Genomic DNA, 22,804 nt, shown 5'->3' with positions numbered 1-22,804 from the left:
ATGGGCAAACTTGGTTTTGGCCTTTCGGTGATGCTCTGCTGTGCTTCGGCACAGGCGGCGCTCGATATTGCCCAGGTTCCCCTCTATCTCGGCACCCGGGCCGATCCCAATATCATGTTTACCCTAGATGATTCGGGTTCGATGCATTTCGAGATCATGCCCGAGTCCTTGATCGAGAACGATGCGCGTTATGTCTATCCACGCGCTAGCCAAGTCTACGGGAGTGATGATTACGACAACTATACGATCACCTTTGCCAGCGACAACGCCCGCAATGCCTACGTGCGCTCCAGCCATAACAACAAGCTCTATTACAACCCGCAGCTGACCTATCGTCCCTGGGCCAATGCGGATGGCTCCTTGATGGCCAATGCCAAAGTGACCTGTGCCCCTCACAACCCTATGAAGACGGCGGCCGGTTGTCGCAACCTGACTGAAACTAATCGGGCTTGGTGGGCCATCTATTACACTGATTTTTCTCCTTATTATTTCAACCGTGACGAGAGTTTCTGGCCGGCTGTCTATTTCGACTATAAGGGTAGCGGTAATGTGAAGCTGGCAAACAGCTATACCCGAGTGGAAATTCAGTCTGGCAAAACATATGGTGACCGTTCCAATCGCAGTGACTGCAAAAACGCTCCCGTTTGTAGCTATGACGAAGAGATCCAGAATTTTGCCAACTGGTATACCTATTACCGCTCGCGGATTTTGGCTGCTCGGGCAGGCGTGGGACGAGCTTTTGCCAGTCAGGGAGAGGGAATTCGGGTCGGCTTTGCCACCATCAATGCCAAGGATAGTGTTATTCGTGGTGTCACCCCTTTTTCGGGTACCGACAGAAGCGCATTTTTCAATGAACTGTATGGCCGCGATATTTTGGCGAAGGGGACACCGCTGCGTACCGGTCTGAAAGAGGTTGGGGAGTATTTTTCCCGCAGTGACAATAATGGCCCTTGGTCTGCCCGTGCCGGCAGCACGCTTCCTCATCTGACTTGCCGCCAGAGCTACAACATCCTGATGACTGATGGTTACTGGAACGGGGATTCGCCCTCGGTCGGCGATCAGGACCTGGATGGCATCAAGAACACCTTGGCGGACGTGGCCTTCAAATACTGGAAAACCGACCTGCGTGCCGATTTGGCCGACAAGGTGCCGGCCAGCACGGCGGATCCTGCCAACTGGCAGCATCTGGTCAACTTTACCGTCGGACTCGGGGTCAACGGGTCGCTCAATCCTGCCAACGGTATCCCGGGCAGTTGGCCGAATCCTTATGATTCCGATGAGTTCAAGATCGACGATCTGTGGCATGCGGCTGTCAACAGCAAGGGGAGCTTTTTCAGCGCGGCGGATCCGGATACCTTCGCCGCAGCCCTGAGCAGTACGCTGGCACAGATTGCCGCCCGTAACAGCTCAGCCAGTTCAGTGACCGCCAACGCAACCCGGCTGGACAGCAATACCCACATCTACCAGGCCCGCTACAACAGCGGCGACTGGTCGGGGCAACTGGTCTCGATCCCGCTGAACAGCGATGGCACCCTTGGGGAGATCGCTTGGGATGCCGCTACCTTAATCCCCGAGCCTTCGGCACGCAATATCTTCACCCGGCAAGATGGTGTCGGCATCCCCTTTCGTTGGGATACGCTGAATGTGACCAACCGGGCTCTATTCAATGTCGCTGGTGACAACCAGGGAGAAAGCCGTGTCGCCTATCTGCGCGGTGATCGCAGTGGTGAGCAGCGCAATGGTGGTGCGTTTCGTAATCGTAGTGATCTGCTCGGCGACATCATCAATTCTGATCCCGTCTACGTGGGCAAGCGTGATTACGGTTACAGCAGTGCAGCCGGTCTGACCCAGACCGAGCGGGAGGGTTACCAAGCTTTTCTAAGCTCGACGGCGATTACCCGGCGCCCACCCATGCTCTATGTCGGTGCCAATGACGGTATGCTGCACGGATTTCGAGTCGCCGACGGTGTCGAGCGACTGGCCTATATCCCGTCCAGCCTGCTGGGCGAGCTGAATCAGTTGACCAGACCGAATTACAGCCATCGCTACTATGTGGATGGGACGCCCAGGGTAGGCGATGCCTATCTGGGCAGTCGCTGGAAGAGCATCTTGCTGGGATCCACCGGTGCCGGTGGCAAGGCGGTATTTGCCATCGATGTGACGGCCCCGGATAACTTCACCGCCGACAAGATGCTGTGGGAGTTCACCGATAGCGAAATGGGGGTTGCACTGGCGGCACCCACTCTGGTGCGGGTCAAAGCCGACAACAAATGGGTTGCTCTGGTTGCGAATGGTTACAACAGCACCAGTCAGACTGCGAGGCTGTTTGTGCTGGATCTGGCGACTGGCGCCATCATCAAAGAGATTGATACCGAGGTAGGGTCTTCCAGCGAGCCCAACGGTCTATCTTCCCCCTTGCCGGTAGATCAAGACGGGGACAGGGTTGTCGACTATGTCTATGCCGGTGACCTGCACGGCAATCTGTGGAAATTCGATCTGACTGACAAAAACAGTGCCCAGTGGGGAAGTGCTTTGAAAACGGGCAACAAGCCCAAGCCGCTGTTCCAGGCTTGTAATGGCAGCTGCAGTGCCGGTACGCGTCAGCCGATCACCATGCGTCCTTTGGCTATTCGGCACCCTAAAGGGGGGGTTATGGTGATGATGGGGACTGGCAGTTATTTTACCAATGATGACAAACTGGTTCCCGCCACGCCGAGGCTGGAAGCGGTGTACGGTATCTGGGATACGGGGGCTACCGTGCTCAGTAGCCAGCTGTTGCAGCAGAGCATCACCCATGAGTTTGTGGCCAACGGCACCACTATCAAGTTCAACGTGAGGGTTGTCTCCAACCGGAATGTCAATTACACCAGCCAAAAGGGTTGGTATCTGCTATTGAAATCGCCAAGCTTGAGCAAGGGGGTCGGTGAGCGGGCCGTCTCCGAGATGCTATATCGGCATAAGCGATTGATCTTCAATACCTTGATCCCGTCGGCGGATGCCTGTGACTTTGGTGGCCGCTCCTGGCTGATGGAGCTGGATCCCATCTCGGGGGCCAGACTCACCTACTCGGTGTTTGATGTTAACGGCGACGGGGCCGTCAACGATGATGATTACGTCGCGATCGAGGATGAAGCCGGCAATGACATCAAGGTGCCGGTCAGCGGCAAGCAATTTGATGAGCTCACCACGACGCCAAGCGTAGTGGAAGATGCCGAGATGGAGCGCAAATATATCAGCGGCTCCAGCGGAAATATCTCGGTCACGCTGGAAGAGGGGGCAGGCGATCTGGGTGGCCGCCAGTCCTGGTTGCAACTGGAGTAGAGGTTGGCATGGAACGTGGTTTTACCCTGATTGAGTTGATGATAGTGGTCGCAGTGGTCGCCATTCTGGCCGCGATCGCGTATCCCAGTTACAACAACTACATGGCGGCTGCCAAGCGGGCCGAAGCCAAGGCAGTGTTGCTGGAAGCGGCGCAATATCTGGAGCGGGAGTTTACTGCCAATGGCAATTACGACGCCGGTAACCTAGCCTCTGCCGGCTTGGCGACCCTGCCGAGGGATGGGGGGGCTGCGTATTACAATGTAGCGCTCAATGCCAGTGGGGCCCGTTATACCCTGACCGCCATTCCGACAGGTGTGATGAATGGCGATCCCTGTGGATTGTTGACTCTCGATCAGAGCGGACTGCAGGGGGTATCACGAGCCACCATGACAGCCACCGAATGCTGGTAGCGTTCAGTTCCAGCACTCGGCAGGCGTCTTGATGTCGGCCTTGTTGATAGTCAGGGTATCACAGGCCGTATTGCCGGCCTTGTCGCCGACCTGGGCCCCCTTGCTGGTGGCCACTAGTGTGTAGGCGGTGGCGCTGGCGCCAGAAATGCTAAAGGTGTAGTAATCGCTGGTTGGGTTGCCCACACTGGCTATCGCACTGCTGTAACTGGCATTGGAGATGCGAAATTCTTCTTGTTTGAGCTGCATGGTCAGCAAGCCCTTGATGGCATCGGCTCGACGAGATTTACGCAGACCGTCAGTAAAGCTCGGGTAGGCGACAGCGGCAATGATGGCAACGATGGCAACGACCACCATCAATTCCAGCAGGGTGATTCCGGATTGTTTGATTCTCATGGGCGCGGCAGGGTTCGTTAAACAGATAGATACTATAGGATAGTACTGACATCATACTCTACTGGCATGTGCGAAAAGAAAGGAGTCTTTAGCCAATGGAATTCGCAGAGGGGCGCTCAGCCGGTTTTACCATGATTGAATTGATGATCGCCATGGCTCTGGTCGCCCTGCTGCTAACCGTAGCCATCCCCAGTTATCAGTCATTGCGCCAGGAGCAGATGGTCAAGGCGGCTACCCAAGCCGTTTACACGGATATCATGCTGCTCAAGTCTGAGGCTATCAAACGTAATAAGCCGATAATCTTCAAGATATTCAATGCGGGGCAGGCCAATTGGTGCTATCGCATCGCTCTTGATTCGGCATGTAATAGCTGCTCGGATTCATGTTCTGTTATTGAAGGTCGCAAGGGCGTTGATGCCAGCGAGTTTAACGGCATTACTCTGACGACAAACTATGAATTATCCGGTTCTGAAAATGCTCTTGAAATCAATAACCGTAGAGGCTCATTCAAAGATCTTCACGGCAGTGGCGGTTTGGGCAATGGTTCTATTTGTCTGAAGAACGGGACCTCTGAGCACAGGGTTATTATTGCCACAAATGGGCGAGTGAGAACCGAGCCAGTCACGGGGAGCTCTCCATGCGATTAGGTCTGGCACGAGGCTTTAACATCGTCGAGTTAATGGTGGCCATGGTCGCAGGTCTGTTTTTGGTCGCAGCCGTAACATCCTTGTTCGCCACTATTCTCAAGGCCAATCAAACATCGATGCAGGTAAGTCGTCTAAATCAGGAGCTGCAAAGTATCACGGACATGATTGCCCGTGATGTACAGCGAACTGGTTACGATCAGGGAGCTACTGTGTTTCTCAATGCTGCATCAGGCTCCAGATCCCCCTTCTATTTTGATACTGGCAGCGACCTGATGAATGAGACGATCACTGGTTCCAAGATTTATCGCTGTATCCGGCTGAAATACGATGATGATAACAATGGAACCCTCGGTGCCAATGAGATCTTTATTTACAGCTACGACAGTACCGACAAAGGGGTGCAGCTCGGTACCAGTTGCAGCACGGGGAATTTACTCAGTACCGATGACACCATTGAGGTGACTGACCTCACTTTTTCGCTGCTTGGAAGCAGTGCGTCGGCTGGCGCGAGAACGGTGCGCTTGGCCATATCGGGTCAGTTAAAGGCAAATAGTGCACTTAAACTCACCTTGCAGCGTGATATCAAGCTGCGTAACGACGGGTATTGATGCCATGAAACGTTATCTTGGCTTTACCACATTCACTATTACGCTGCTGCTTATTGTGATCCTGCTTGGCATCTCTTTGCTGGTGGGCAAGCTGATGGTTGCTGACCGTCGTGTCAGTCTTAATGAAGTACAGTACCGGCAGGCGTTGGCACTGGCCGAGCTGGGTCTCTCGGATGGGGTCGGACGGCTTGCGCAGGATGCAGCTTGGCGCACCCCCAGTAGCGGTATATCTATCACTGTTTCGGCTGGCAATTATACCCTGTGGGCTCTGGAGGAACCGACCGTGATTGTCGGTGGGGCGAACGTAGTTCCGGTTAAAGTGCGCACTATGGCAACCCTGGTGGACAGTACCGCCAATGCAGAGGTTGAGGTGAAGGCCATCAAGATAAGCGTGTTGGCCGGCACTCCCGCAGCCCCCCTGACAGTTGCCGGTGGTATGGCAGTATCCGGCAACTTCACTGTGGTGGCCAACCCTAACGGTGGGGGGCCAGGGGTTCCGTTATCTGTCTGGACGAATGGCAATGTGGATTTGACCAATGGTTCTGGTCAGACTTGCCACCAGGGAGACTACAGCGGCGGGTGTAGTACCTACATTAGCCAGAAGGGTGATAAGCAGTCGGACATCAAAGATAATGATACGGCATTCCCCACAGACCTGGTCTGGTATCTGTTTAACGAGAATGATGACGCTACGGGGTGGGCCAATCTGGAGTCACGAGCAGTACAACGGTTGAATAATTGCGACTCGCTCTCGACCGCCTCAAGCGGCCTGATTATCGTCGATGGAGACTGCAAACCGGGTGGGTCTATCGGCTCGGTTGCTGCGCCCGTGGTACTCATCGTTCGCAATGGCAATCTGATGGTCAATGGGAGCGCTACCCTCTATGGGCTGGTGTTTGCCTATTCATCCACGCCTGCTACGGCGACTACTGATATCAGCTTGAAGGGGGGGGCTATCGTCAACGGTGCCGTGGTGGCCAACTATCAACTGGGCAAAACGGCTAACGGCACCTTTGATGCCAAGTATGATCAGGCGGTGTTGAGCAATATCGAAAATGGAGCTGCGTTTCAGAGCATCAATCTGGTGCCTGGTAGCTGGCGCGACTGGTAGGAGCATGTATGAAACCGCACAAGGGATTTGGGCTGTTAGAGATTTTGATCACCCTGGTTCTGCTGGGAGTGGGGGTCGCAGGACTGGTGGCTATGTCTCGTTCGTTGCTCAATACCTCCCAGGATAGCCGCCGTTATGAGGTAGCCATGCGTCTGGCGGAGTCAAAACTGGATGCGTTTCGTACCTTCAATGGAGTGGTAAGCGCGGTTTCACCGCTTACTGCTTATAACAGTATCGCGGCAGGTTCCAGTTCGGCAACACCTCCTGATGGCGGTGGGACTTATGCCCTTAGTTGGAGCGTCAGTAATCAGTACTGGAATGGCTCTGGCTGGCAGACGGCTATCCCGGCGGGTTATTTGCATGCCTATCCTGGCCGAAAGGTGGTCAATGTCACTGTCAGTTGGAGCGACAGCGTCGGGCAGTCCCATTCCTTGTTGCTTTCCGGTGCGGTATCGCCTGTTGAGTCATTAACCCAGAATCAGTTTAACGGGGGGTTGGATACCAGTCGTGAGCCGCCCCATGTGGTTTATACCCCCGGGGTCGCGCCCGATGTCATTTCCATCCAGATTGACCAGGAAGGGCGCAAGCAAGAGACCAGCAAGCCATTGCCCACCGTGACCTCCAAGGATGGTTCTGTTGGCAAACTGGTGCAATTCGAGACTGTTACCTATAAGCCAGACAATGGTGGCAATACTCAACAGGTGCTGCAGGATCTGGCATCGGTCTCCTGTTCCTGCAGTTATGGCTCGAGTGTCAATGCCTACCTGCCCGGTAAGGCCATTTTGACCAGCAGCAACCTGTTGTACTGGAATGTGGGCTCCCAGGTTACCAAGCAGACCGGGGTACTCAACAGCAGTGTCAGAGATCAACCGAGTCTCTGCACCAGTTGCTGCAAGGATCATTTCGATGGCAGCGGCAGCAGTTTCGAACAGTTTTACGCTCCACTCAATACCAGTCGACTGCGTTACAACAGTGGCCTCTCATCGGTCAATAGTGGCGATTATGTGGATGCCTGCCGCTTTGTCAGACTTGATGGTTACTATCGCCCGCTGCCTGACTGGAACCTGATCAAAGTTGTCGTGACCAGCGCTGATTTTCTTGCCAAGCCCGCAAACCAGACCAGCTATCAGAACTACATCAAGTACGTAGTTACTACCTACATCACCTGGCAGAAAAACACCCTCAACTGGACCGCAAACCCCACGGCCACGCCGCCGACGATCACCGAATTTGCGGATTGGTTGCCTGCCAATGCTGCGACAGGGGGAGATACCAGCACCAAGATCACCATGAATACGGGGACCGCCCAGTTGATTGCTAGAGGTATCTACGTGGATCTGCTCTCGCCGGACAGTCTCTCGAAGCTCGATCTGACCTCTCAGGATCTGTTGGCCAAGGTTCCGTTTCAGGATATCAATCTGACCATGCTGGCGGAGTGGAGCTTGGTGCCATTGAGTGGCCAGTTGACTGGCAGTGCCTCTGACTATGTCGGTGTGACCAACGAGCCTGTCAAGACAGTCGTTGATCTTGGCAGCTATTATTTTGGTAGCTACAGCCGTGGTTATTTGTCCGCCAAGAAGAGCACCAAGGATGCATCCAACGTGTTGCAAAGTGCATCGATCAAGGTGACGGCCTACCAAGGTAACTCGGGGATCACAGCTTCACTTATCTCACCGGTAGATCGAAGTGAGGCCAAGGTCGCCACCATGCCTATCTCGATCGATACCAGCTCCCAGACTGTGCCAACTCTCACGGTATCGGGACGGATCGAGTGTCTTGAGCAGGGGAATGGCAACAATACTGCGCCAGTATCTTGCAGCAAAAATACCTTCGGTGGCTTGAATGTCAGTACCACAACTACGGGGGCTACTTGCCGTATTGATAAACCCCAGGCTAACAACCAGCCGGCTACCTATGTCTGTACGGCAGCGCAAAATAGTAGCTTGGTGGTGAACTTCTCCTACAGTGCACAGGGAAATAAAACTTACTTGTTGAAACCAGCTTCCCTCAGCATCGCCATGACGCCACCCGCCAACGGTCAGGTGATTAGTGGTCCTTGTGCCCTGCTGGTGGATAATGGTGTAACCAATGCGGCCAATCTAAGTTGTACCCCTTGAATCCGGGGCGCTGGCACAGCCAGCGCCTTTTCTTTATCATTCCCCATCATTTTCGAATACAAGATGCATCGCCATGGCAAAAGCCCTCTCTCTGATGCTTGCCCAGTTGAATCTGACGGTAGGCGCCATCGAAGATAACACTGACAAAGTGCTCGCTGCGGCGGCTCAGGCCGAGCAGCAAGGTGCCGATCTGCTGGTCTGCTCCGAGCTGGCCCTGACCGGTTATCCACCGGAAGATCTGCTGCTGCGCGCCGATCTGATGATGCGGGTCGATGCCGCGCTGGCTCGCATTGCCGAATGGCAGGGCAACTGCGCCATTTTGGTCGGGCATCCCTGGCGTGAAGGTGAGGCTCTTTATAACGCAGCCTCCCTCTATGAGCGAGGCAAGTTGATTGCCCGTTACTTCAAGCAGGACCTGCCCAACTACGGGGTATTCGACGAGAAGCGCTACTTCACCGCCGCGGCCGAGACTTGTGTGGTTCCCTTCCGTGGTCACAATCTGGGTCTACTCATCTGCGAAGACCTGTGGCAGCCTGGCCCGGCGCTGGCCGCCAAGGCTGCGGGGGCCGAGCTGCTGCTCACCATCAACGCCTCGCCCTATGATCAGGAAAAACCCTGGATCCGCCGCGAGCTGATGGCCGAGCGCTGCGATCAGACCGGTCTGCCGCTGGTCTACCTCAATCAGGTCTGCGGTCAGGACGAGCTGATTTTCGACGGCTGCTCCAAGGTGTTCAGCAGCCAGGGCGAGTTGACTCACAAGCTGGCCCCGTTTGCCGAAGAGCTGGCGCTGGTACGTTTTGCCGATGGCCAGCCAGTGAAGGCGCGGGAACCCGCTGCACCGCTGGAGCCGTTGGCCGAGACCTATAAGGCGTTGGTGCTGGCAGTGCGCGACTACGTTACCAAAAACGGCTTCCACGGCGCTGTGCTGGGCCTATCCGGCGGCATCGACTCGGCGCTGACGTTGGCCATCGCGGCCGATGCCATCGGGGCCGACAAGGTGCAAGCGGTGATGATGCCGTTCCGCTACACCGCCCAGATGAGTGTGGAAGATGCCAAGGAGCAGGCTGAGCGGATGGGGGTTGAGTTCAACATCATCTCCATCGAGCCGATGTTCGAAGGATTTATGACCCAGCTGGCGCCGTTGTTTGAAGGTACCGCTCGCGATACGACCGAAGAGAATCTGCAGGCCCGCTGCCGCGGCGTGCTGCTGATGGCGCTCTCCAACAAACGTCGTCGTATCGTGCTGACCACTGGCAACAAGAGTGAAATGGCTGTTGGCTATGCCACGCTGTACGGTGACATGGCTGGCGGTTTTGACGTGCTGAAAGATGTGCCCAAGACGCTGGTCTTCAAGTTGTGCGAATATCGCAACTCGGTCGACTATGTGATCCCGCAGCGGGTTATCGACCGCCCCCCTTCAGCAGAGTTGGCGCCGGATCAGGTGGATCAGGACAGTCTGCCGCCATACGACATCCTCGATGCCATCCTCAAGCGTTATGTGGAAGAGGATGCGTCCGTGGCCGACATGGTGGCCGAGGGCTTCGAGGAAGCGGTGGTGCGCAAGGTGATCCGCCTGGTGGATCTCAACGAATACAAGCGCCGTCAGGCGGCGGTCGGGCCCCGCATTACGGCTCGCAACTTTGGTAAGGATCGCCGTTACCCCATTACATCCGGGTTCGGCAAACAGAACTGGTAAGGAGTCACCATGAAGAAGATTGAAGCCATCATCAAACCGTTCAAGCTGGACGATGTGCGCGAGGCCCTGGCCGAGATCGGCATCAACGGTATGACCGTATCCGAAGTCAAGGGCTTCGGCCGCCAGAAGGGCCATACCGAGCTCTATCGCGGCGCCGAATATATGGTCGACTTCCTGCCGAAAGTGAAGGTGGAGCTGGTGGTGCAGGACGAGGATCTCGATGCCTGTCTGGAAGCGATCCAGAACACCGCCCGTACCGGCAAGATTGGTGATGGCAAGATCTTCGTCTGCGAGGTGGAGCGTGTCATTCGTATCCGTACCGGCGAAGAGAACGAAGACGCTATCTGATGTCGTTTTTGCCTCGTTATGTTCAGGAGAGCAAATCAAGTTCTGCTCTGATGTCCCGAAAGCGCATCGTGGCGGTGGCAGGCCTGCTGGCAGTACTCACTGCGTGCAGTACCCGCCCGCCGGCTCAGCCGGAAAACCTGTGCCAGATCTTTCGCGAGAAGCCGGAGTGGCACAAGGCCGCGCTCAAGATGAACGAGAAGTGGGGGACGCCGATCCATGTGGTGATGGCCATGATGTATCAGGAGTCCTCGTACGTACATGATGCTCAGCCGCCGATGCAGTATTTCCTCTTCATCCCGACCGGGCGGGCCAGTTCGGCTTATGGTTATGCTCAGGTCAAAGATGAAACTTGGGCGGATTACCAGCGGGAAACCGGCAACAGCTGGAGTGACCGCGATGATTTTGCCGACGCCATCGATTTTATGGGTTGGTACACTAACAAAGCCCAGCGGCTCAATGGCACCTCCAAGTGGGATGCCTATGGCCAGTACCTCAACTATCACGAAGGGTGGGGTGGCTACCGGCGTGGCAGCTATCGCAGCAAGGGGTGGTTGATGAAGACCTCTCGCAAGGTGGAAGCTCGCGCCCAGCGCTACGGCGCCCAGTACCGTCAATGCAAGGATCAGCTCTCCCGTGGGGGCTGGTTCTGGTAACCAAATCAGGAGTCAGAAATGCCGTTATTGGACAGTTTTACCGTTGACCACACCCGTATGGAAGCGCCAGCGGTGCGTGTGGCCAAGACCATGCAGACCCCGAACAAGGACACCATTACCGTGTTCGACCTGCGTTTCTGCGTGCCGAACCAGGAGATCCTCTCCGAGCGCGGCATCCACACCCTCGAGCACCTGTTTGCCGGCTTCATGCGTGATCACCTGAACGGCAACGGCGTGGAGATCATCGATATCTCCCCCATGGGTTGCCGTACCGGCTTCTACATGAGCCTGATCGGCGCACCAGACGAAGCCCGGGTTGGCGCCGCCTGGCAGGCCGCCATGAGCGACGTGCTGACCGTGCAGGAGCAGGGCAAGATCCCCGAGCTGAACGAATACCAGTGTGGTACCTACAGCATGCACTCGCTGGAAGAGGCCCACGCCATCGCCCGTCATGTGCTGGAGCGCGGTATCGGCGTCAACCACAACGACGAGCTGGCTCTGCCGGAAGAGAAACTGAAGAGCCTTTGAGGCGGATGAGCTATCGCTCATCTGATAACCTCTTCAGGGAATCTTAAAAGAGCCGGTCAGCCATGCTGACCGGCTCTTTCTATCTCGACCGACCGCAAAAATGGTGATGGCTTGCTCCCCTTGTCGACTCTGATTAGGATGGTTTTTGACCTGAACCTGTTGGCGGAGGTGTGATGATGAAAGGGGTATTGCTGCGTTGGCTGGCCCGTTACGATGCGTGGTGCGAGGAGTGGGGGCTCACTCAGGAGAACCGGCGCTGCTGCACACCGGTTCGTTATGATGAGGACTCAAGCAAAGAGCGAGCTTGCGCAGAAGAGGCTGAGCTCAATCAAAATTGCGGGTCACGGCACCGGTAACACTGTTGTACTCGAAGCCGAGGCCGTCGGGGTGCTCCGGGAAGCGGCCGATAGAATCACGCAGGATATAGCGGCAGTTGTGATGCTCTAACCCTCCGATCTCAGTTTGGTCATCTGCAATAATAAGTTCGGAACTATAGTCAGTTTCAGTGTTGTTATTGTCTAAGTCAGGAACAGTCTGCTCTGTATCAAGTAATCCAGTGAAGAGTAGCTTGCAGTCATCTTCGTTGTTAACAGAGATCTGGTTTTCGTTAGAGCCAGGTGGAAATGTTGTATCTGGCGCTTGGTTATAGTCCTCTTTCGTGCCTACAGGCCAACCATAGCGATTAATATCAAGATCGCCTTTGCCAAAGCTACTCAAGTTGTAGAGCCCGATAGACTCCCCCTTCACTTTCACCGACCAGCCGGCATTTGCCAGTTGAACTGCACTGGCAAAGCTGCCAGCAGTCGCCGAGACCGTGCTTTTCAGGGCATCATCCTTGATATTGATAAAGCGTGGCAGGGCGGTGACGGCCAGGATCCCCAGCACTATGATCACCAACACCAGTTCAATCAGGGTAAAGCCGTTGTTTCTGTTGTTCATCATGTTCAATGACCCATTAAATACCGCAAACAGGTGTGAGTGATATGCAGCTGATAGATACCCATTGCCATCTCGACTTTCCGGTGTTCGACCAGGACAGGGAGGCGCTGCTGGCCCGTTGCCGGGCATTAGGGGTGACGCAGTATATCATTCCTGCCATCGCAGAGGATAACTGGACTCGTGTGATGGCACTGGCAGATCAGCATGACGGACTTTTTTATGGTTTGGGCATTCATCCCTGGTATACCGGTGAGCAGCGGGAGGGGGTGATGGAACGGCTGCGAGCGTTGGTGATGAGTCAACCTGCCAGGCTGGTGGCCATTGGTGAGTGCGGGCTGGACCTCCGTTCTCACGTGCCGCAGGAGGGGCAGCTTGCGCTGTTTGAGGCTCAGATCCGGCTGGCTGCAGATGCCGGGCTCCCCCTGATGATCCACTCGGTGCGCGCTAATGACACTGTGGCCAAGCTGTTGCGCCGCTTCAAGCCGCCACGTGGCGGGGTGATCCATGCTTTCAGCGGTTCGTTGCAGCAGGCGGAGGCCTTCTGGCAACTGGGCTTTCGACTCGGGGTGGGCGGGGTAATCAGTTTTGAACGGGCGAACAAGACGCGAGAGGTATTTCGGGCCATGCCGCTCGAGGCCCTGGTGCTGGAAACCGATTCGCCCGATATACCCTTACAAGGCGCACAAGGCACCCGGAATACCCCGGAAGCGCTGCCGAAAATAGCGGAAATATTGATGACCTTGCGGGAGGAATCATCGGCGGATGTTACCAAGGTGTTATTTGAAACTGCCCGGCATATTTTCCATCACGACCAATAGCCACGAAACAAATTCGCAACACCTGATTTAGTTGTCAGAAAAAAAAATGAGCGTAAAAATCGTTTGCTGTCTAATTTTGTGACACTTGGACATTTTGATAACGATAAAATGTGACCAGCATTCTATTTTATCGGACTTTAATTAGTATAATGCGCTCCCCTTGATTAGTTGGGTTTAATAACAACTCGCTAACAAGCCAGGTGCTACTAGAGGAAGATAATAATGAATTTGTTCATGGGTCTGGTAGGGATGGCGACGCTCGTCCTTATCGCGGTGCTGTTCTCCAGCAATCGCAAGGCAATCAACGTCCGTACCGTTGTCGGTGCGTTCGCAATTCAAGCCGGTCTGGGGGCGTTTGTTCTCTATGTTCCGGTTGGTCGCGATATCCTGGTCGGCGTGTCCGACGCGGTATCCAGCGTGATCAGCTACGGCCAGAACGGGATCGACTTCCTGTTTGGCGGTCTGGTCAGCAACAAGATGTTTGAAGTGTTCGGTGGCGGCGGCTTTGTCTTTGCCTTCCGTGTTCTGCCGGTCATCATCTTCTTCTCTTCCCTGATTGCAGTGCTCTACTACCTGGGCATCATGCAGATGGTCATCAAGTTGCTGGGCGGCGGTCTGCAGAAAGTACTGGGTACTTCCCGCACCGAATCCCTCTCTGCAACTGCCAACATCTTCGTCGGTCAGACCGAAGCGCCGCTGGTGGTTCGTCCCTACATCTCCAAGATGACTGACTCCGAGCTGTTCGCCGTCATGTGTGGTGGTCTGGCTTCCGTTGCCGGTTCCGTACTGGCCGGTTACGCCTCCATGGGCGTGAAGATGGAGTACCTGATTGCTGCCTCCTTCATGGCTGCACCGGGTGGTCTGCTGTTCGCCAAGCTGCTGGTTCCCGAGACCGAGACCCCGAACTACGATGAAAGCTCTGCCGATGCCGAGCTGGATGACAAGCCTGCCAACGTCATTGACGCTGCTGCTGCTGGCGCTTCTGCCGGTATGCAACTGGCCCTGAACGTCGGCGCCATGCTGCTGGCCTTCATCGGTCTGATCGCCATGATCAACGGCATCTTCTCCGGTGTGGGTGGCTGGTTCGGTTATCCGCAACTCTCTCTGGAACTGCTGCTGGGCTGGATCTTCTCCCCGCTGGCCTTCCTGATCGGTGTGCCCTGGAATGAAGCAGTGGTTGCCGGTTCCTTCATCGGTCAGAAGCTGGTAGTGAACGAGTTCGTGGCTTACCTGAACTTTGCTCCGTACCTGAAAGACGAAGTGCTGATCAACGGTGTGGCCATGTCCGATCACACCAAGGCGATCATCTCCTTCGCGCTGTGTGGTTTTGCCAACCTCTCCTCTGTTGCCATCCTGCTGGGTGGTCTGGGGTCCATGGCGCCGAACCGCCGCGGCACCATTGCACGCTTTGGTCTGAAAGCCGTACTGGCTGGCTCTCTGTCCAACCTGATGTCTGCCACTATCGCAGGCTTCTTCCTGGCACTGTCCGGCATGTAATCGCCGCCTGACTGACAGGGTATAAACACGAACGCCACGGCATCTGCCGTGGCGTTCGTGTATGGAGCGGTGACAACCGTTTTCCTATCTAAACTAATAATAAAATGAGTCAAATCGGAGGTTATATGAATGAAGTGCTACTGGCGATGGTGGCCGGCTTTATAGTTGGTTTGTTGTTTTCTTTCCTCAAATTGCCGATCCCGGCGCCTCCCGTTTTATCCGGGGTAATGGGGATCGTCGGGGTCTATCTGGGGGGATTGGCCTACTCCTGGATCCTGACTCGTTTCTTTTCGTAAGGCTTTTATAGACCTGGATTTGCCAGATGTGAGGTACCTCTGAAATTGGCAAATCTGGCTTGCAAACAGGGGGTATCTCGGCTGAAATAGGCGTTGCCAGCAGGGTGCTGGCAATGACTAATACTCGATGAAATCGGGTGTTGGCGGTCAAATGGAATTGATTGGGAAGTCGGGTCAGATGTTGTCGGCCATTCTCAAGTCTTCATGGAACCAAGTCCGCACTTTTGTAAGAAAGTGACAGGGCTCTTGCCTTATTTACAGTCGCAGTGCCTGCAGGGTGTTTTGAATAGCATCCCGATAGTGCCGGTGCCTTCGCACTGTAATTCCATTCCCGTATAGCTGGGGATTACTGCCTGTGCATCCATCGCTGGATGGTATGGTGGTGCCCGGTTATCTGGATTAAATCGAGACTTTGGAGAACAGAATGACTGATCTGAAAGTGGCCGCTCAGCGCGCCCTGAACCTGATGGACCTGACCACCCTGAACGATGACGACACCGATCAGAAGGTGATCGACCTGTGCCATAAGGCCAAGTCACCGGCTGGCCTGACCGCCGCCGTCTGCATCTACCCCCGTTTTATCCCTATCGCTCGCAAGACCCTGCGTGAGATCGGCGCTGCCGACGTACGCATTGCGACCGTGACCAACTTCCCGCACGGCAACGACGATATCGAGATCGCCGTGGCCGAGACCCGTGCCGCTGTCGCCTACGGTGCTGATGAAGTGGACGTAGTGTTCCCGTATCGCGCCTTCATGGCCGGTAATGAACAGATCGGTTTTGATCTGGTCAAAGCCTGTAAAGAGGCCTGCGGTGCCAACGTGCTGCTGAAAGTGATCATCGAAACCGGCGAGCTGAAAGAAGAGGCGCTGATCCGTCGCGCTTCCGAAATCTGTATCGATGCCGGTGCCGATTTCATCAAGACCTCCACCGGCAAGGTGCCGGTCAATGCGACCCCAGAAGCGGCACGCATCATGATGGAAGTGATCAAGGCCAAGAATCCGAAAGTCGGCTTCAAGCCTGCTGGTGGCGTGAAAGATGCCGCCGTTGCCGGTCAGTACCTGGCCATGGCCGAAGAGATCCTCGGCAACGACTGGGTATCCGCCCGAACCTTCCGCTTTGGTGCATCCAGCCTGCTGGCCAGTCTGCTGGCCACTCTGGGGCATGGCGACAAGCCAGCCAACACCAGCGGTTACTAATAGGTTGATGAGAGGGCGGACGGCTGTCCGCCCTGTTAGCCCCCACCATGCGGTGTGCGGGCAAGGATTCAGGCTTGTGTAACGCCAGCAATGGCGGAGGGAATGAAAGATGTTTTTGCCTCAAGAAATTATTCGCAAGAAGCGCAACGGTGAAGCGCTCAGTACCCAAGAAATTCAATTCTTCGTTCAGGGCATTACCAACAACACCATCGGCGAAGGGCAGATTGCCGCGCTGGCGATGGCGGTCTACTTCAAAGACATGACCATGGATGAGCGGGTTGCCCTGACCTGCGCCATGCGCGACTCCGGCATGGTATTGACCTGGGATCACCTCAATCTGGGTGGCCCGATTGTCGACAAGCACTCCACCGGCGGGGTGGGTGACGTTGTCTCCCTGATGCTTGGCCCGATGGTCGCTGCCTGCGGCGGTTTCGTGCCGATGATCTCCGGTCGTGGTCTGGGCCATACCGGCGGTACCCTCGACAAGCTGGATGCCATTCCCGGCTACCAGACCTCGGTCGACAACGACCGTTTCCTGAAAGTGGTGAAAGAGGCGGGCGTGGCCATCATCGGCCAGACCGGCGATCTTGCCCCTGCTGACAAGCGTATCTATGCAGTACGTGACATTACTGCAACCGTCGAATCCATCGCCATGATCACCGGCTCCATCCTCTCCAAGAAGCTCGCCTCCGGGCTCGAAGCGCTGGTGATGGATGTGAAAGTGGGCTCCGGCGCCTTTATGCCAACCTTCGAAGCCTCCGAAGAGCTGGCCAAGAGCATTGTGGCCGTGGCCAACGGTGCCGGTTGCCGCACCTCTGCGCTTTTGACCGATATGAACCAGGTGCTGGCCTCCAGCGCCGGTAACGCGGTGGAAGTACGTGAAGCGGTGCGTTACCTGACAGGTGAATACCGCAACCCGCGGATCCACGAAGTGACCATGGCGCTGTGCGCCGAGATGCTGATCTCTGCCGGTCTTGCCAGCGACGAGCGCGATGCCCGCACCAAGCTGCAGGCGGTGCTGGATAACGGCAAGGCAGCCGAGATCTTCGGTCGCATGGTGACTGGTCTCGGTGGCCCGGCCGATTTTATGGAGCGTTATGACGCTTACTTGCCCAAGGCTGCCATCGTGCGCCCGGTCTTCGCGGCCAACAGCGGTTTCGTGACCGCCATGGATACACGCGAGCTGGGTCTGGCCGTGGTGGCGATGGGCGGTGGTCGCCGCGCTGCCGGTGACAAACTTGATTATGCGGTCGGTCTGACCGACTTTATCCGCCTGGGTCAAAGTGTTGATGCTGACAAGCCGATCGCGATGATCCACGCTCAGACTGAAGAGCAATATGCTCAGGCTGCCAGCATGGTGCAGGCGGCTGTTCGGATTGGTGGCGAGCGGCCGGAAGCACTGCCTGAAGTGTACTGCCGTATCACCTTGGCCGATTTGTAACAAGGGGAAGACCCATGAAACGTACCTTTATTCTGATGATGGACTCTTTCGGTATTGGCGCTGCTGCCGACGCCGACAAGTTCGGAGATGTGGGCGCCAACACCCTTGGCCATATCGCCAAGGCGTGTGCGGCAGGTGAAATTGAAGGCCGTGGCGCCCTCAATCTGCCGAACCTCAACCAGCTGGGTCTGGGCCACGCCTGCGAGCAGGCCTCCGGCTACTTCCCGGAAGGGCTGAAGAAAGATATCGAGGTGGTCGGTGCCTACGGCTTTGCTCAGGAGCTCTCCTCCGGCAAGGATACCCCGTCCGGTCACTGGGAGATCGCCGGCGTGCCCGTGCTGTTCGAGTGGGGCTACTTCAAGGATCACCACAACAGCTTCCCGCAGGAGCTGCTGGACGCCATCGTCGAGAAGGCTGGTCTGCCGGGCTATCTCGGTAACTGCCACGCCTCCGGTACCCAGGTGCTGGACGATCTGGGCGAAGAGCACATGAAGACCGGCAAGCCGATCCTCTACACCTCTGCCGACTCCGTGTTCCAGATTGCCTGCCACGAAGAGACCTACGGCCTCGAGAAGCTCTATGAGCTGTGCCACATAGTGCGCGAGCTGCTGGAGCCCTACAACATCGGCCGCGTGATTGCGCGCCCGTTCGTGGGCACAGGCAAGGGCAACTTCAAGCGTACCGGCAACCGCCACGACTACTCAGTGCTGCCGCCGGCGCCGACCGTGCTGGATTACATGAAAGATGCGGGTGGCCAGGTTGTCTCCATCGGCAAGATTGCCGACATCTATGCCCAGCAGGGCATCACCAAGCAGGTGAAAGGGACCGGTCTGACCGAGCTGTGGGATCGCACGCTGGAAGAGGTGAAAGCGGCCGGTGACAACACCATCGTCTTCACCAACTTCGTCGACTTCGACTCCTCCTACGGCCACCGCCGTGATGTTGCCGGTTATGCCGGTGCGCTGGAGTATTTCGATTCCCGCCTGCCGGAGCTGTTTGAGCTGCTGCAAGATGGCGACGTGGTGGTGCTGACTGCCGACCACGGCTGTGACCCGACCTGGGGTGGTACCGACCACACCCGCGAATACATTCCGGTGCTGTTCTTCGGCAAGCCGGTCAAGGCTGGCTCTGTCGGTCGTCGCGAGACCTTTGCCGATATCGGCCAGAGCATCGCGGCTTACCACGGCCTGCCGAAACTGGCGTACGGTACCAGCTTCCTGTAATTTACCCGCCCGCCACTTCGGCGGCGGGCAATTTATAAAACAATAAAACTCAACCTAGTGTGAAGGAATCAAGAGAATGGCAACTCCTCATATCAATGCGAAAGATGGCGCCTTTGCTGATACCGTGCTGATGCCGGGCGACCCCCTGCGCGCCAAGTACATCGCTGAAACTTTCCTGGAGAACGTCGAGCAGATCTGCGACGTGCGCAACATGTTCGGCTTTACCGGTACCTACAAGGGCCGTCGTATCTCCGTAATGGGCCACGGCATGGGTATCCCCTCCTGCTCCATCTACGCAAAAGAGCTGATCACCGATTACGGTGTGAAGACCCTGATCCGTGTGGGCTCCTGTGGTGCCGTGCGTGAAGACGTGAAACTGCGTGACGTGGTGATCGGTATGGGTGCCTGCACCGACTCCAAAGTAAACCGTCTGCGCTTCAAGGATCACGACTTCGCTGCCATCGCTGACTTCGACCTGGTTGCCAATGCCGTGCAGGCCGCCAAGAACAAGGGCGTTGCCGTGCGCGTCGGTAACATCTTCTCCGCCGACCTGTTCTACACCCCGGACCCCTCCATGTTCGACGTCATGGAAAAATACGGCATCCTGGGTGTCGAGATGGAAGCCGCCGGTATCTACGGCGTGGCCGCAGAGTACGGTGCCAAGGCGCTGACCATCTGCACCGTCTCCGACCATATCCGTACCGGTGAGCAGACCACCTCTGAAGAGCGTCAGCTGACCTTCAACGATATGATCGAAATCGCGCTGGATTCCGTCCTGTTGGGCGACAACTAATCCCGCAGCCTCTGGAACCATGCAAAAACGGCGACCTCTGGTCGCCGTTTCTTTATCCGTTTACTGCGCCGCATCATTGTTGGTTGGCGGCGGGGAGGGTGGAGGACTTCGTTTTTTGTGCTTGCGCACTCGCATATAGTTGCGACGAATGCCATAGGAGATAAGCAGACCTGCCAGCAGCGCAATCAGCAATATCAGCCGCTGTTTCTCCTGAATCGTTTTGAGTCTGGTGTCCTTGTCCGCCAGCATCTGCTGCTCTTCCAGGGTGATGCGCAGGTAGCCCAGTGTCTGATCGCCATCCAGGACCTCCTGTACGAACTGGATCCGCCCCTTGCCTTGTTCCGGCATCGATTTGTTATTGTCACCGATGGGTAGCAGGCTCTCCAGCGGTACGGCCTGTTCCGACTGGGCGAGGGGAATGCCGCGTCCATCATAGAGTGTGACATCGAGGATCTCCGGCTCGGTCGCCAGATCCCGGGCCAGCCGTTCCAGCTCACTGCTGTTCTCCTCCTTGATCCAGCGCTTCATGTCGCGGGCAGCATAGGCGACCAGTGCCTGGGCGCGGTTGCGTGCTTCGGTGTGCAGCGCAGCCTGGCTCTCTCCCTGCATATGAAGGAGAACAACCAGTACCCAGCAGCCGAGCAGCAGGCCGGCTACCAGACTGAGTACACGTTTGATGGGAAGATGACGCTGCAAGCGCGAGACCTCATGCTGACAATGAGTGCCGGATCTTGGCGCTTGCCTGCGCAAAAAGCAATACGCTACTCTGGGTCAGCATTGTTAACCCCCTGATCACCAAGGAAGGCGTATCTCTTATGTTGTTGTCCCGGCTCCCCCCTCTGTTATCCGATTGGCCTGCGTTGTTGTCCGGCTCACCCTGTTGGCAGCTCAACGCCGATGCGTTGCAACCGACAGAGACCCCGCAGGCGGGCGGCTGGTTGGTACTGTTTGGCAAGGGGCTGGGCGCCTCCCATCTGACGCATCTGTCACCACTGTTGGCTGCGCAGGGGCTGGTGGCCACCCTCTATCCTCCCACCGAGGTGACGGAGGTGCCGCTGCTGCTGCTTGGCTGCGATCGCTTCTCTTCCGAGTTGGTGGCCGAGCTCAAGAGCGGTGAGTGGGAGATCGATCTCTGCCACCTGCCGGCACTACCCACCCTGAGCGAACCCGGCCTGTTGGTGATGGACATGGATTCCACCGCGATCCGTATCGAGTGCATCGACGAGATCGCGCGGCTGGCGGGGGTCGGCGATCAGGTGGCGGCGGTAACAGCTGCTGCCATGCAGGGCAAACTGGAGTTCTCCGACAGTCTGCGCAACCGGGTGGCCCTGCTGGCTGGAGCGCCGGTCACCATTCTCGACGAGGTGGCCGCCAACATGCCGTGGATGCCCGGCTTGCAACTGATGGTCGATACCCTCAAAGAGGCTGGCTGGAAGGTGGCCATCGCCTCCGGCGGTTTTACCCGTTTTGCCGGCGAGTTGCAGCAGGCGCTGGGGCTCGATGCTATCTTCGCCAACGAGCTGGCGGTGGAAGGGGGTCAGCTGACTGGCAAGGTGAGCGGGCGCATCGTTGATGCCAGCGTCAAGGCCGAGGTGTTACAGCAGCTTGCTCAGGAGTACGGCATTGCTGCCGCCCAGACCGTGGCCATCGGCGATGGTGCTAACGATCTCAAGATGATGGGCGTGGCAGGTCTTGGGATTGCTATTCATGCCAAGCCGCTGGTGCGGGCGCAGGCTGCGGCCACCCTCAATCATCACGATCTGGAGGGGGTGATCTGCCTGCTGGCGGCGCGGGCCTGCAGCGAACAACGCTGGGACAAGCGCTGACTGTGTTTCAAGGAGGAAACCAATAAAAATGGAATTGTTGCAGCAGTCTCTGTTTATCCCCTGTGGCGCCCATCAACTGCATGTTCGCCACATCAAACCCCGGGTCGCCGTGCATGGCGAGCCGATCCTGATGGTGCACGGCGCCATCGAGAACGGCCGCATCTTTTACACCGAATCGGGCAAGGGGCTGGCTTGTTTTTTGGCCCGCCACGGCTATCAGGTCTATGTGGCTGATTTGCGGGGACGGGGGCTCAGCACTCCGGCCATCGCCGAGCAGGCGGAGCACGGCCAGCACGAGCTAATCACCGAGGACTTGCCCGCCCTGCATCGCTGGATTGCCGAGCGCCATCATGGCTTCAAGGTGCACTGGGTGGCCCACTCCTGGGGTGGCGTCATCATGGCCTCGACCCTGGTGCGCTTTCCCGAGCTGGCGGAGCAGGTGGCCAGTCTGCTGTTTTTTGGTACCAAACGCGGCGTGTCGGTGCACAATCCCGAGCGCTGGCTGAAGGTGGATCTGATCTGGAATCGGCTGGCCCCCTGGCTGGCTCGCCGCCGTGGTTTTCTGGCTGCTCGCACTCTGAAGATAGGTGCTGACGACGAGCCGCTGCGCTATCTGCAGGAGACCATCCCCTGGGTCAAGTGTGGCCCCTGGCGGGATCCTCACGACGGTTTTGCCTATGACGAAGGGGCGGCACGGGTCAACTGGCCGCCACTCTGGATGATCTCTGCCAGAGCCGACAAGGTATTGGGCCATCCGACCGATGTGCGCCGTTTCAGCGACGAGATAGGCTCGGCTGCTCGTCACACCCGCCTGGGGCGTGATAATGGCAACCGGCTTGACTATGACCACATCAATATGCTGACCGCCCCGCAGGCGCAGGAGGATCACTTTCCCCGGATCCTGGAATGGCTGCTCAATCCGCAGGCAGCATGACAAAAAA

22 protein-coding genes are annotated in these 22,804 nt (G+C 56.7%); 19 read left to right on the top strand and 3 right to left on the bottom strand.

Annotated elements, in window-relative coordinates; genetic code table 11:
- Positions 1 to 3,321 carry a pilus assembly protein gene (locus tag G5533_RS17100; protein ID WP_266134749.1) on the top strand — a complete coding sequence of 1,107 codons (3,321 nt, stop codon included), beginning with the start codon at positions 1 to 3 and terminating at the stop codon, positions 3,319 to 3,321.
- Positions 3,322 to 3,329: 8 nt separating this feature from the next.
- Positions 3,330 to 3,731, top strand: a complete 402-nt coding sequence (gene tppA / locus G5533_RS17095; RefSeq protein ID WP_100654567.1) for a type IVa pilus pseudopilin TppA — start codon at positions 3,330 to 3,332, stop codon at positions 3,729 to 3,731.
- A 3-nt stretch (positions 3,732 to 3,734) separates the two neighbouring features.
- On the opposite strand, the gene G5533_RS17090 is transcribed toward tppA, so the two are convergent.
- Positions 3,735 to 4,124 (bottom strand): type IV pilin protein, encoded by a 390-nt coding sequence (locus G5533_RS17090; protein WP_100654566.1) that lies wholly within the window; start codon positions 4,122 to 4,124, stop codon positions 3,735 to 3,737.
- 95 nt (positions 4,125 to 4,219) lie between these two features.
- On the opposite strand from G5533_RS17090, the gene G5533_RS17085 reads away from it, so the two are divergent.
- The 8 genes from G5533_RS17085 to luxS all read left to right on the top strand — a co-directional run bounded on the left by G5533_RS17085 (position 4,220) and on the right by luxS (position 11,832).
- Complete coding sequence (locus G5533_RS17085; RefSeq protein WP_266134750.1) at positions 4,220 to 4,771, top strand: GspH/FimT family pseudopilin; 552 nt, start codon at positions 4,220 to 4,222, stop codon at positions 4,769 to 4,771.
- Positions 4,772 to 4,791: 20 nt separating this feature from the next.
- Entirely contained in the window at positions 4,792 to 5,379 is a 588-nt protein-coding gene (locus G5533_RS17080; RefSeq protein WP_216954532.1) for a PilW family protein, read from the top strand.
- A gap of 4 nt (positions 5,380 to 5,383) precedes the next feature.
- Positions 5,384 to 6,490 (top strand): PilX N-terminal domain-containing pilus assembly protein, encoded by a 1,107-nt coding sequence (locus G5533_RS17075; protein ID WP_441255123.1) that lies wholly within the window; start codon positions 5,384 to 5,386, stop codon positions 6,488 to 6,490.
- Positions 6,491 to 6,498: 8 nt separating this feature from the next.
- Positions 6,499 to 8,607 (top strand): type IV pilus modification PilV family protein, encoded by a 2,109-nt coding sequence (locus G5533_RS17070; RefSeq protein WP_266134752.1) that lies wholly within the window; start codon positions 6,499 to 6,501, stop codon positions 8,605 to 8,607.
- 73 nt (positions 8,608 to 8,680) lie between these two features.
- Complete coding sequence (locus G5533_RS17065) at positions 8,681 to 10,303, top strand: NAD+ synthase (protein WP_421202917.1); 1,623 nt, start codon at positions 8,681 to 8,683, stop codon at positions 10,301 to 10,303.
- A 9-nt stretch (positions 10,304 to 10,312) separates the two neighbouring features.
- On the top strand, positions 10,313 to 10,651 hold the full coding sequence (gene glnB / locus G5533_RS17060; protein ID WP_005308848.1) for a nitrogen regulatory protein P-II: 339 nt from the start codon (positions 10,313 to 10,315) through the stop codon (positions 10,649 to 10,651).
- 50 nt (positions 10,652 to 10,701) lie between these two features.
- On the top strand, positions 10,702 to 11,304 hold the full coding sequence (locus G5533_RS17055; RefSeq protein ID WP_041233948.1) for a transglycosylase SLT domain-containing protein: 603 nt from the start codon (positions 10,702 to 10,704) through the stop codon (positions 11,302 to 11,304).
- An 18-nt stretch (positions 11,305 to 11,322) separates the two neighbouring features.
- Positions 11,323 to 11,832, top strand: a complete 510-nt coding sequence (gene luxS / locus G5533_RS17050) for an S-ribosylhomocysteine lyase (RefSeq protein ID WP_033135492.1) — start codon at positions 11,323 to 11,325, stop codon at positions 11,830 to 11,832.
- Between the two features lie 324 nt (positions 11,833 to 12,156).
- Here luxS and tppF read toward each other — a convergent pair whose 3' ends face one another.
- On the bottom strand, positions 12,157 to 12,774 hold the full coding sequence (gene tppF / locus G5533_RS17045; RefSeq protein ID WP_421231207.1) for a type IVa pilus pseudopilin TppF: 618 nt from the start codon (positions 12,772 to 12,774) through the stop codon (positions 12,157 to 12,159).
- 41 nt (positions 12,775 to 12,815) lie between these two features.
- On the opposite strand from tppF, the gene G5533_RS17040 reads away from it, so the two are divergent.
- The 7 genes from G5533_RS17040 (at position 12,816) to deoD (ending at position 20,037) form a co-directional block, all read left to right on the top strand.
- Positions 12,816 to 13,589: a TatD family hydrolase gene (locus G5533_RS17040; RefSeq protein WP_421206090.1), complete on the top strand. Its 774-nt coding sequence runs from the start codon at positions 12,816 to 12,818 to the stop codon at positions 13,587 to 13,589.
- Between the two features lie 222 nt (positions 13,590 to 13,811).
- A complete protein-coding gene (locus G5533_RS17035) occupies positions 13,812 to 15,086 on the top strand; it encodes a NupC/NupG family nucleoside CNT transporter (RefSeq protein ID WP_019445565.1) in 1,275 nt (424 codons plus the stop codon).
- A 125-nt stretch (positions 15,087 to 15,211) separates the two neighbouring features.
- Positions 15,212 to 15,382, top strand: a complete 171-nt coding sequence (locus tag G5533_RS17030) for a XapX domain-containing protein (protein ID WP_005340467.1) — start codon at positions 15,212 to 15,214, stop codon at positions 15,380 to 15,382.
- A gap of 424 nt (positions 15,383 to 15,806) precedes the next feature.
- A complete protein-coding gene (gene deoC, locus G5533_RS17025; RefSeq protein WP_005340468.1) occupies positions 15,807 to 16,580 on the top strand; it encodes a deoxyribose-phosphate aldolase in 774 nt (257 codons plus the stop codon).
- A gap of 109 nt (positions 16,581 to 16,689) precedes the next feature.
- A complete protein-coding gene (deoA, locus tag G5533_RS17020; protein WP_441255121.1) occupies positions 16,690 to 18,021 on the top strand; it encodes a thymidine phosphorylase in 1,332 nt (443 codons plus the stop codon).
- 14 nt (positions 18,022 to 18,035) lie between these two features.
- Complete coding sequence (locus tag G5533_RS17015) at positions 18,036 to 19,244, top strand: phosphopentomutase (RefSeq protein WP_421206092.1); 1,209 nt, start codon at positions 18,036 to 18,038, stop codon at positions 19,242 to 19,244.
- Positions 19,245 to 19,320: 76 nt separating this feature from the next.
- On the top strand, positions 19,321 to 20,037 hold the full coding sequence (gene deoD / locus G5533_RS17010; protein ID WP_040096807.1) for a purine-nucleoside phosphorylase: 717 nt from the start codon (positions 19,321 to 19,323) through the stop codon (positions 20,035 to 20,037).
- 60 nt (positions 20,038 to 20,097) lie between these two features.
- Here deoD and G5533_RS17005 read toward each other — a convergent pair whose 3' ends face one another.
- Complete coding sequence (locus tag G5533_RS17005) at positions 20,098 to 20,733, bottom strand: AhpA/YtjB family protein (protein WP_219265291.1); 636 nt, start codon at positions 20,731 to 20,733, stop codon at positions 20,098 to 20,100.
- 119 nt (positions 20,734 to 20,852) lie between these two features.
- Between G5533_RS17005 and serB the strand changes: the two genes are divergently transcribed.
- Entirely contained in the window at positions 20,853 to 21,863 is a 1,011-nt protein-coding gene (gene serB / locus G5533_RS17000; RefSeq protein WP_216952868.1) for a phosphoserine phosphatase SerB, read from the top strand.
- 28 nt (positions 21,864 to 21,891) lie between these two features.
- A complete protein-coding gene (locus tag G5533_RS16995; RefSeq protein ID WP_216952869.1) occupies positions 21,892 to 22,797 on the top strand; it encodes an alpha/beta hydrolase family protein in 906 nt (301 codons plus the stop codon).
- Positions 22,798 to 22,804: the final 7 nt, after the last annotated feature.

The organism is Aeromonas sp. A600620, from assembly GCF_029479985.1.
GTDB classification, from domain to species: Bacteria; Pseudomonadota; Gammaproteobacteria; order Enterobacterales; family Aeromonadaceae; genus Aeromonas; species Aeromonas veronii_A.
This window is presented reverse-complemented; position numbering and strand designations above follow the sequence as displayed.